This is a genomic window from Devosia sp. ZW T5_3, from assembly GCF_044987315.1.
Lineage (GTDB): Bacteria > Pseudomonadota > Alphaproteobacteria > Rhizobiales > Devosiaceae > Devosia.
On record NZ_JBJDRE010000028.1, the window covers coordinates 21,433 to 30,470 of the forward strand.

The window sequence follows — 9,038 nt, forward strand, 5'->3', positions numbered from 1 at the left end:
GCCCTCGCAAGGCGCAAGGGAAAGGCCCCGGACGTGCCGGGGCCTTTTTTATGCCATCGGAGGGAGGGCCGAGGGCATGAGAGCAATTACTATTACATCGCCGGGGCGGGCGTTGCCGGATCAGTTGCCGGGGCCGGAGTGGCCGGTTCGGCAGCAGGAGCCGGAGTCGCCGGTTCGGCCGCAGGGGCGGCATCAGTCGGTGCCGGAGTTGTGGCCGGGGCGGCGGGTGCTTCCGTCATGGGGGCGGGAGCCGTGGTTTCAGTTGTCGGTGCGGTACCGGCGGGGGTCGAGGGGCCCGAATTGGCCGAGAAGACCAGGTAGCCGATAGCCAGCAGCGCAAGGGCGACGATGATGCCAACGAACCAGCCCGTTCCGCTGCTCTCGCGCGTATAAACGGTACGGTTGCCATCGTTGGTATAAACGGTATCGCGGTCAGGGTTAGCCATGAGTTCGCTCCTTTGTTTCACCGTACCAATGAAACGCGGGCTTTTTGTTTTCGTTCCCATTTGCGTGATCACGCTATTCCGAGCCGCGAGGCGGGCGGAATAGTGCTGGTGATTCAAGGGGTTTGGTAAGCAGAAAAATTCGGACGGAGCACAGTTTTCAGCGCGCCTAGCCAAGTTATTTTTCACAAATCTGGCGATTTTTCCTTGCCGGCCGGCTTTTTCGAGATGCGGTCGATTAGCGCGAGGAACAGGGCCGAGAATACGAAGACCAGGTGGATGATGGTGTACCACATGATGTTCTGGGTGGTGTATTGCGGCACGTTGAGGAAGATCTGCAGCAGGTGGATCGAGGAGATCGCCACGATGGTGGAGGCGACCTTGATCTTCAGCGAACCGGAATCGATCTGGCCAAGCCAGTGCACGTCGCCGCCATCGTCGAAGCGGGAGACGTAGTTTTCGTAGCCGGAAATGATCACCATGACGACGAGGCTGGCGATCAGCGCCGCGTCGATCAGGCTGAGGACCTTGAGGATGGTTTCGGTCTCGTCCATGCCCATCATGTGAGAGGCGAAGTCCCAGAGCTTGGCGGCGAAGGTGACGGCATAGAGCGCCAGCGCGAGCCCCAGACCGATATAGAAGATCACCAGCAGCCAGCGTGACGCCAGGATGATGTTTTCGAGGAAGAGTTCCAGCTGCTTCATGTCGCGCTCCGATGGGCGGGGAAGCCATAGCGAATTTTGGGACGCTGGCAAGGTGGTAACAAAAAAGGCCGGGCTGGTGCCCGGCCTTCGTGTTTGCTGTGGCGGCGCCTAATTGTTGGCGACGGTGATCAGCGGGGTGATGCGGCGAATGGTGACGCGACGGTTTTCGCGTTCGCCAAGCTCGGTGCGGATCTTGAGGTAGCGTTCGCCGTAGCCCTGGGTGGCCAGGTTTTCGGGCGGCACGCCGTAGAAGTCGGTCAGGATGCGGGCAACGGTTGCCGCACGCAGATCGGAGAGCTGCAGGTTGGAGATTTCCGAACCCACCGCGTCGGTGTGGCCTTCGATGAGGAAGGTTTCACCCGGATTGGCGGCCAGCAACTGCAACATGCCATTGGCGACGTTGGAGAGCGCGCCGACCTGGTCGCGGCTGATAGTGGCGGCACCGGTATCGAAGGTCAGGCCGCCCACTTCGAGCTTGCGCACGCTGTCACGGACACGGGAGGAGCGCTTGACCTCGTCGATCGAATAGAGGCGGGCGACCTGCTCGACCGGCGGCTGGCGGAAGAAGACCTCAACCTGTTCCTCATCGGCATAGCGGGAATCGAGCACGTAATCCTGCACCGGAATATTGAGCCGGAGCGGGGGCAGATCGAGGCCCGGATCGCGCCATTCGAGCAATTGATCGTCATAGCGGTCATCGAAATAGGCCAGCACATATTCGCGGCCATCCGGGGTGAAGCGCGACCGGCGCAGGATATCGCCGTTGCGGTTGCGGACAGTGACGATCTGGCTGCCATCGGGGCGAGTGACGGTTTCGCGAGTACGGCCGCGGCTCAACTGCTCGTAGAACACCTCGTCAGCACCCGGATCATAGAAGCGATCCGTATCCTGGCCGGGGGTGTTGACGATCAGCTGAGTGCCAATCTGCAGAATAACCTGAGTCAGGGCATCGCCGAACCCGGCCTGCTGGATGACGGTGTTGTTCTGCGTATTGTTCTGCTGGTTGATGACCGTGTTGTTCTGCGTGTTGTTGGTGGTGTTGTTCACCGTCGTGTTGTTGTTGACGATGTTGTTGGTCACGTTGGTCTGGTTGATGATCGTGACGTTCTGCGGCACCTGCTGGGGTTCCAGCGCCTGGATTTCGACCTTCTGGCCTTCTTCCTGAACGGCCGAGCGGAGGGCCGCTTCCTCGGGAACTTCGAAGGCAGCCTGAGCGGCAGCGTCGTCAACCGGAGGAGGTGCCGGGGGCGTTTCCGGAACTGGCTGGACTTCGACCGCGGGCTGGCCTTCTACGGCCGGGGCAGCCTCGACATCCTTGGCGCTATCGAGCACCGGGGCAATCTGCTCCTGGGTGATGCCCTCGGGCAGGGTTTCGATGACCTCGGTGGGCTCGGCCGGCAGGGTTTCTGCTGCGGGGGGCTGAGCCGGATCGACCGCAGGCTGTTCGGCCGGGGCGGTGGGCTGCTCGGCCGGTGCCGCGGGCTGGATGCCGGGCACGGCAGGCAGGGACAGGCCATAGGTGGCCAGGCACGCGTCGATGTCGCTATTGCCAGTCTGGGCGCAGAGCGCAGCGATCTGGCTGCGGGCGCCATCGATCTGAGCCTGGGCGGCAGTGGCGTCGCCACCCGACATCAGGTCGGCAACGGCGGCGTTGTAGATATCCACCTGGGCGCGCAGATCGGCCGAGATATCGACCTGAGCTGCGGGCTGTTCCGGCGCAGGCTGCTCGGCAGGAGCGGGGGCCTCGACCGGAGCCGGCTGTTCGGCCGGGGTTTCCGCAGGTGCTTCTGCGGGAGCAGGCTGCTCGGCAGGGGCGGGAGCTTCAACCGGGGCTGGCGCTGGTTCTTCGGCGGGCGCGGGTTCAACTGCCGGCTGCTCGGCGGGAGCAGGCTCCGCAGCGGGCTGCTCGACGGGAGCGGCTTCGGGAGCAGGCTCCGGTGCAGGGGCTGGTTCGGGCGCGGCCTCCGGAGCAGGCGCGGGCTGTTCGGCCGCGGGCTCGGGGGCCGGTGCGGGCTGTTCTGGCGCCGGCTCAGGCGCAACTTCAGGGGCCGGGGCTGCTTCGGGAGCAGGCTCTGGCTGTGGTGCGGGTTCTGGCGCGGGCGCGGGTTCTGGCGGCGGAGCCGGTTCGGGCTCGGGTGCGGGTTCTGGAGCCGGGGCAGGCTCTGGCGCGGCCTCGGGCTCAGGCGCGGCTTCAGCTGGCGCGGCCGGCTGGGCGGCGATGCATTCCTCGATGGTGGTGAAGCCCGCATCGACGCATTGCTGCGGCAGCTGCGGCGCGTCCTGGGCGAAAACGGCAAGCGGCACTGCGGTGAGCAGCGTCAAGCTTGAGCCGGTCAGGAGCCAATTTCTGAGGCGCATTGTTGTTATCCTTCTTGTCGTCGACTGATCGGGTGGACGTTTGACACCAGCATCACTGTTCATTCTGAACGCTGTGTGAATGGCTCACAGCGGGCGCTCGATACCGTTCCCCTCCCCGGGAATGCCCAGAACGCGGCGGTTTGCGCATACGTTCCCGCAATAGCGTGCTGACAGGTGCCCGGCAGATCATGGCATGATTTGGGCGGGTGTGGTTGGCGATGATGCGATCTTCGTGTTAGTCCCGGACTTAACATGCACCAAGCCATCGAAACCACGACCATCGAGACGCGGGGCCAGGGGCTCTATGAGATCAGCCACGCCGTGCGGGACTTTGTCAGCGGGGCCGGAGTCGCGACGGGGCTGCTGACCGTCTATGTCAGGCACACGTCGTGCTCGCTGCTGATCCAGGAAAATGCCGACAGCGATGTGCAGACCGATCTCAACGGTTTCTTTGGCCGCCTGGTGCCCGAGGGCATGGACTGGCTGGTGCATACTGCCGAGGGGCCGGACGATATGCCGGCCCATATCAAGGCGGCGCTGACGCAGACGTCCATTGGCATTCCGGTGGCCGAGGGCGCGCCGGTGTTTGGCACCTGGCAGGGGCTGTATCTGTTCGAGCACCGCAGGCGGCCGCATCGGCGCGAGGTGGTGCTGCATATTATCGGGGATGCTTGATGGATTGGGCGGCTGTGGCCAGCTATTGGCCCTTTGTACTGGGGCTGCTGGTAACGGGGGTGGCGTCGGGTATAGCTGCGGGACTGTTGGGGATTGGCGGGGGCGCCATTATCGTGCCGGCGCTGGCCACCGCGCTGACGGTGTTGGGCTATGACAGCGATGTAGTGCAGCATGTGGCCGTCGGCACTTCGCTGGCGATAATCATTCCCACCGGGATCATGAGCGCGCGGGCGCATTTCAAGCGCGGGGCGCTGGATATGAAGGTGTTGCGGCTGTGGGCGCCGTTCATCGTCGCCGGCACATTGATCGGCGGGCTGATGGCAGGGTGGTTCTCGGGCGATGTGCTGCGCATCGTCTTTGCGGTGATGGCCTTCGTGATTGCCGCCAATATCGTTTCCGGGTTCCAGACCAAGCTGATGGGGCATCTGCATGGCTCGTCGTTGACGCATCGGATTTCGGCGTTCGTGGTGGGTTATATCTCGTCGCTGATGGGTATTGGCGGGGGCTCGCTGACGGTGCCGACGCTGGTGGCGTTTGGATCGAGCATGCATGCCGCCGTGGGCACGTCGGCGGGCATCGGGGTGGCGATCGCCATTTCCGGGACGATCGGCTTTGTGATTTCGGGCTGGGGCGTTGCCGGCCTGCCGCCGCTGAGCCTGGGTTATGTGAACCTGGTGGCGCTGCTGCTGGTGGCGGTGCTGGCGGCGCTGTTTGCGCCGATTGGGGCGGCGCTGGCGCATCGGCTGGACCAGAAGACGCTGAAATATGTGTTCGCGGCGTTTCTGGTGGCGGTCGGGCTGAATATGGTTTGGACGGTGGTGAGCGGGTAGGCTCTCTGGGTCGGCTCCCGGCCAAATAGGGTTGGTGGGGGCGGGTGACTACGGGGCCGCCCCCACCGCCCAAGCCCCCCTGCAAGAGAGGGGAAAGGGTTAGGTTATTTCGTGGTGTCGGCCAGTTCCCACTGCACGGACACGTTGATGGTAAAGCTCAGCTCACCCGATTCAACCGGAACCGGTGCGCCGGCCTGGACATCAGCCTTGGCGTACATAGGAGCGGGTTGGGGCTGATTGAAGCCCTGCGACTCGCTAATCGAGTTGATTTCTTCAAGGGCGCTGCCGGCAACATCGGCATAAAGCTCGGCCTTGGTGCGGGCATCGGCAAAAGCGGCCTTGCGGGCTTCGTTATAGAGCGCGGACGGATCGGCCACGGCGAAGCTGACGCCATTGATGGTGTTGGCGCCGATGGTCACCGACTTGTCGAGGATGGAGCCCAGGGTGTCGAGCTTGCGCACCACGACGGTGACGGTGTTGGACACCTGGTAGCCCTGGATCTTGGGCGGCATGGAATAGCCGTTTTCGTCGCGGGCGTCGGAATAGACATAGTTCGGATTGACCGAGAAGCCCGAAGTCTGGATATCGCGGGCTTCGATGCCGGATTCCTTGAGCGCGGCGATCAGGTCGGTCATGGCCTTGGTGTTCAGGTCCAGCGCTTCGCGGGCAGTGGCGCCCTGGGTGGTGACGCCCGAATTTATATAGGCGGTGTCTGGCGCGGCGGTGACTTCACCACGGCCCTCAATCGAGATCGAGCCGGCATAGGCAGGCATGGCGAAACCGGCAACGAGGGCGAGGGGGGCGAGAAGAGCAAGGCGACGCATGGGACACTCCATAATGTGGCGATGGAGCAATCCCCATCTATTGCGTCAGTATTGCGGCACGCATGAACGCAAGTTGAACGCGCATGTGGAAATCGGTTCATCGCTTGTCGTCGCGTTTTCGAAACGCAAAACCGTGGCCAGTTTTGCTGGAAACGCTTCAGCAAAAAGTATGACTTTAGCCGTGCCGCACTTGCGCCCCGCGGAACGGGCTTGTACTCACTCAGCTGATATTTTTTGGGAGAGTGGACGTGAGGCTTTATCCGGATGGGGTGCTTGTTGGCCGGGCCCGGATTGCCGGGCATGACCACCCCAGGATCGTGACGGTGCGCGGCGACCAGTTGGTGGATATCACCAGCGCGGGCCGCGCGACGGTGCGTGATATCGCCGAGGCCGGCAATGCCGCCGACTATGTGCGCAGCCAGACCGGGACGGTGCTGGGCAGTGTCGAGGCCATCATGGCCAATAGTGGGGCTAATGCGCCTGACGCGTCCCTTCCCGTATTGCTGTCTCCCATCGATCTGCAAGCGATCAAAGCCTCTGGCGTGACCTTTGTGGTGTCGCTGCTCGAAAGAGTAATCGAGGAACAGGCCCGGGGGGATAAGTCGCGGGCGGATGCGCTGCGGGGCGAAATCCTGGAACTGATCGGCACCGATCTCAGCGAATTGGTGCCGGGCTCGGAGACGGCGGCCAAGGTCAAGGCGGCGCTGATCGAAAAGGGCGTGTGGAGCCAGTATCTCGAAGTGGGGATCGGGCCGGACGCCGAAATTTTCACCAAGGGCCAGCCGATGAGTTCGGTGGGCTATGGCGCCGAAGTGGGCCTGCACCCGATTTCGAGCTGGAACAATCCCGAGCCGGAAGTGGCTTTGCTGGTGACCAGCAAGGGCGAGATTATCGGCGCGACGCTGGGCAATGACGTCAATCTGCGCGATGTCGAAGGCCGGTCCGCGCTGCTGCTGGGCAAGGCCAAGGATAATAATGCTTCGGCTTCGCTGGGGCCGTTTGTGCGTTTGTTCGACGGCGATTTCACGCTTGAGACCATCAAACAGGCCGAGATCGCGCTGCGCGTCGAGGGCGAAGATGGCTTCGTGCTCGATGGGCATTCCTCGATGAGCCAGATTTCGCGCACGCCGGAATCCCTCGTGGCCGCGACGATTGGCGGGCATCATCAATATCCGGACGGGCTCGTGCTGTATCTGGGCACCATGTTTGCGCCGGTGCAGGACCGTGGCGGCGCCGGCAAGGGTTTTACCCACAAGATCGGCGACGTCGTCTCGATCTCGACATCCTCGTTGGGCACCCTATCTAACAGGGTGAACCTCTCAACCAAATGCCCCCCCTGGACCTATGGCAGCAGTCATTTGCTGCGCGACCTGGCCAAGGCAAATCTTCTCTGATCTCTTCCCCCGAAAGGCACATGACATGACCCAATTGCACAAGAACCTCATCGACGGGGAATGGATCGGCTCGGATGGCGTCGAGAACATCAACCCGTCCAATACCGCCGACATCGTGGGCCTTTATGCCCGCGCCACGGCCGAAGAAACCAATCAGGCGATCGCCGCCGCCAAGGCCGCGTTCCCGGCCTGGTCGCGCTCGGGCATTCTTGAGCGCCATGCGATCCTGTCCAAGACGAGCCAGGAAATCATCGCCCGCAAGCAGGAGCTGGGTGAGCTGCTGAGCCGCGAAGAGGGCAAGACGCTGCCCGAAGGCATTGGCGAAGTGACCCGCGCCGCGCAGATTTTTGACTTTTTCGCCGGTGAAGTGCTGCGCCTGGCTGGCGAAGTGCTGCCCAGCGTGCGTCCAGGCGTGGGCGTCGAGATCACCCGTGAGCCGATTGGCGTGATCGGCATCATCACGCCGTGGAATTTCCCGATCGCCATTCCGACCTGGAAGCTGGCGCCCGCTTTGGCCTATGGCAATACCGTGGTGATCAAGCCGGCCGATCTGGTGCCGGGCTCGACCTGGGCGATTATCGACATCCTGGTGCGCAATGGCCTGCCCAAGGGCGTGGTCAACCTGGTGATGGGCAAGGGCTCCGTCGTGGGCCAAACCATGCTGGACAGCAAGGACGTGACCGCGATTTCCTTCACGGGTTCGGTCGGTACGGGCAAGCGCGTTGCCGCGGCCTCGATCGGACACAATCGCAAGTTCCAGCTGGAAATGGGCGGCAAGAACCCGACCGTGGTGCTGGACGATGCGGACCTTAAGGTGGCGGTGGAGAGCGTGGCGCAGAGCGCGTTCTTCTCGACCGGCCAGCGTTGCACGGCCTCTTCGCGCGTGATCGTGACCGAAGGCATCCACGACAAGTTCGTCGAGGCTTTGGCCGAGCGCGTGCGCAATCTGCGGGTTGGCGATGCGCTGGACAAGAACACCGAAATCGGGCCGGTGGTTGATCCCAGCCAGCTCAAGCAGGACACCGACTATATCGCCATCGGCAAGGCCGAGGGCGCCAAGCTGGTGGCCGGCGGCGAACTGGTCAAGAAAGACACCGAAGGCTATTTCCTGCAGCCCACGCTGTTCACCGAGGCGACCAATTCCATGCGCATCAGCCGCGAAGAAATCTTTGGGCCGGTGGCTTCGGTTATCCGCGTCAAGGATTACGAGGAAGCGCTGGCGACGGCCAATGACACGGAATTCGGTCTCAGCGCCGGTATCGTCACCACGTCGCTGAAATATGCGACGCATTTCAAGCGCAATGCCGAAGCCGGCATGGTGATGGTCAATGTGCCGACTGCTGGTGTGGATTTCCACGTGCCGTTTGGTGGCCGCAAGGGCTCGAGCTACGGTCCGCGCGAGCAGGGCAAGTATGCGGCTGAATTCTTCACTGTGGTGAAGACGGCTTATACCGCTGCCGGCTGATCGGTAGGCGTTTTGTTGCATGTTTGGGGCTCCGCTTTTGCGGGGTCCTTTTTTTGTGCGTGCGGAAGCGCCGCCTGGTGCGGTTATCGAAGAGACGGACGGACCCCGAGACGGCATTCGCCTCGTAAGGGATAAAAAATGAGACGAACGTCGCCTCGGGGTGCCGGGACTTTGTCGGACGGCGCGATCGCAGGCCCCAGCGTTTGCCGTAGCGCCCGCCCGATTGCCTCGTCCGCTCGACCCGGAGCGGAGCGCGACCTCCACTCCCCCGGCTGGCTTCCGGACGCTCGTCGCTGCAGCGCCGCCCGTATCCCGGAAGATGGAGGGAGTATGGGGGAGGGGGAC

Annotated in this window: 8 protein-coding genes; 4 read left to right on the top strand and 4 right to left on the bottom strand. The window is 63.0% G+C overall.

Annotation, left to right across the window (positions count from 1 at the left end; translation table 11 throughout):
- Nucleotides 1-92: 92 nt before the first annotated feature.
- The 3 genes from ACI3KW_RS22520 to ACI3KW_RS22530 form a co-directional block, all read right to left on the bottom strand.
- The gene (locus tag ACI3KW_RS22520; protein ID WP_262166611.1) at nt 93-446 is read right to left on the bottom strand and encodes a hypothetical protein; all 354 of its coding nucleotides are present in this window, start codon (nt 444-446) and stop codon (nt 93-95) included.
- A gap of 182 nt (nt 447-628) precedes the next feature.
- Nucleotides 629-1,147 (bottom strand): TIGR00645 family protein, encoded by a 519-nt coding sequence (locus tag ACI3KW_RS22525; RefSeq protein ID WP_262166612.1) that lies wholly within the window; start codon nt 1,145-1,147, stop codon nt 629-631.
- 108 nt (nt 1,148-1,255) lie between these two features.
- Nucleotides 1,256-3,505 carry an OmpA family protein gene (locus tag ACI3KW_RS22530; RefSeq protein WP_404849939.1) on the bottom strand — a complete coding sequence of 750 codons (2,250 nt, stop codon included), beginning with the start codon at nt 3,503-3,505 and terminating at the stop codon, nt 1,256-1,258.
- A 252-nt stretch (nt 3,506-3,757) separates the two neighbouring features.
- Here ACI3KW_RS22530 and ACI3KW_RS22535 point away from each other — a divergent pair, with 252 nt between their 5' ends.
- Together ACI3KW_RS22535 and ACI3KW_RS22540 are read left to right on the top strand one after the other, a co-directional pair.
- Nucleotides 3,758-4,180, top strand: a complete 423-nt coding sequence (locus tag ACI3KW_RS22535; protein WP_404849940.1) for a secondary thiamine-phosphate synthase enzyme YjbQ — start codon at nt 3,758-3,760, stop codon at nt 4,178-4,180.
- Nucleotides 4,180-5,010, top strand: coding sequence for a sulfite exporter TauE/SafE family protein (locus ACI3KW_RS22540; protein WP_404849941.1), 831 nt, complete (start codon nt 4,180-4,182; stop codon nt 5,008-5,010). Before ACI3KW_RS22535 ends, ACI3KW_RS22540 begins: the two co-directional genes overlap by 1 nt.
- A gap of 104 nt (nt 5,011-5,114) precedes the next feature.
- On the opposite strand, the gene ACI3KW_RS22545 is transcribed toward ACI3KW_RS22540, so the two are convergent.
- A complete protein-coding gene (locus tag ACI3KW_RS22545) occupies nt 5,115-5,834 on the bottom strand; it encodes an SIMPL domain-containing protein (RefSeq protein ID WP_162740438.1) in 720 nt (239 codons plus the stop codon).
- 248 nt (nt 5,835-6,082) lie between these two features.
- Here ACI3KW_RS22545 and ACI3KW_RS22550 point away from each other — a divergent pair, with 248 nt between their 5' ends.
- Nucleotides 6,083-7,228 carry a fumarylacetoacetate hydrolase family protein gene (locus ACI3KW_RS22550; protein ID WP_404849942.1) on the top strand — a complete coding sequence of 382 codons (1,146 nt, stop codon included), beginning with the start codon at nt 6,083-6,085 and terminating at the stop codon, nt 7,226-7,228.
- 25 nt (nt 7,229-7,253) lie between these two features.
- Nucleotides 7,254-8,693, top strand: coding sequence for an aldehyde dehydrogenase family protein (locus tag ACI3KW_RS22555; RefSeq protein ID WP_113123416.1), 1,440 nt, complete (start codon nt 7,254-7,256; stop codon nt 8,691-8,693).
- Nucleotides 8,694-9,038 lie beyond the last annotated feature (345 nt).

Bases quoted from the DNA above. Each gene is read 5' to 3' on its own strand.
- ACI3KW_RS22520 (WP_262166611.1), bottom strand. From the start codon at position 446: ATGGCTAACCCTGACCGCGATACCGTTTATACCAACGATGGCAACCGT.
- ACI3KW_RS22525 (WP_262166612.1), bottom strand. From the start codon at position 1,147: ATGAAGCAGCTGGAACTCTTCCTCGAAAACATCATCCTGGCGTCACGC.
- ACI3KW_RS22530 (WP_404849939.1), bottom strand. From the start codon at position 3,505: ATGCGCCTCAGAAATTGGCTCCTGACCGGCTCAAGCTTGACGCTGCTC.
- ACI3KW_RS22535 (WP_404849940.1), top strand. From the start codon at position 3,758: ATGCACCAAGCCATCGAAACCACGACCATCGAGACGCGGGGCCAGGGG.
- ACI3KW_RS22540 (WP_404849941.1), top strand. From the start codon at position 4,180: ATGGATTGGGCGGCTGTGGCCAGCTATTGGCCCTTTGTACTGGGGCTG.
- ACI3KW_RS22545 (WP_162740438.1), bottom strand. From the start codon at position 5,834: ATGCGTCGCCTTGCTCTTCTCGCCCCCCTCGCCCTCGTTGCCGGTTTC.
- ACI3KW_RS22555 (WP_113123416.1), top strand. From the start codon at position 7,254: ATGACCCAATTGCACAAGAACCTCATCGACGGGGAATGGATCGGCTCG.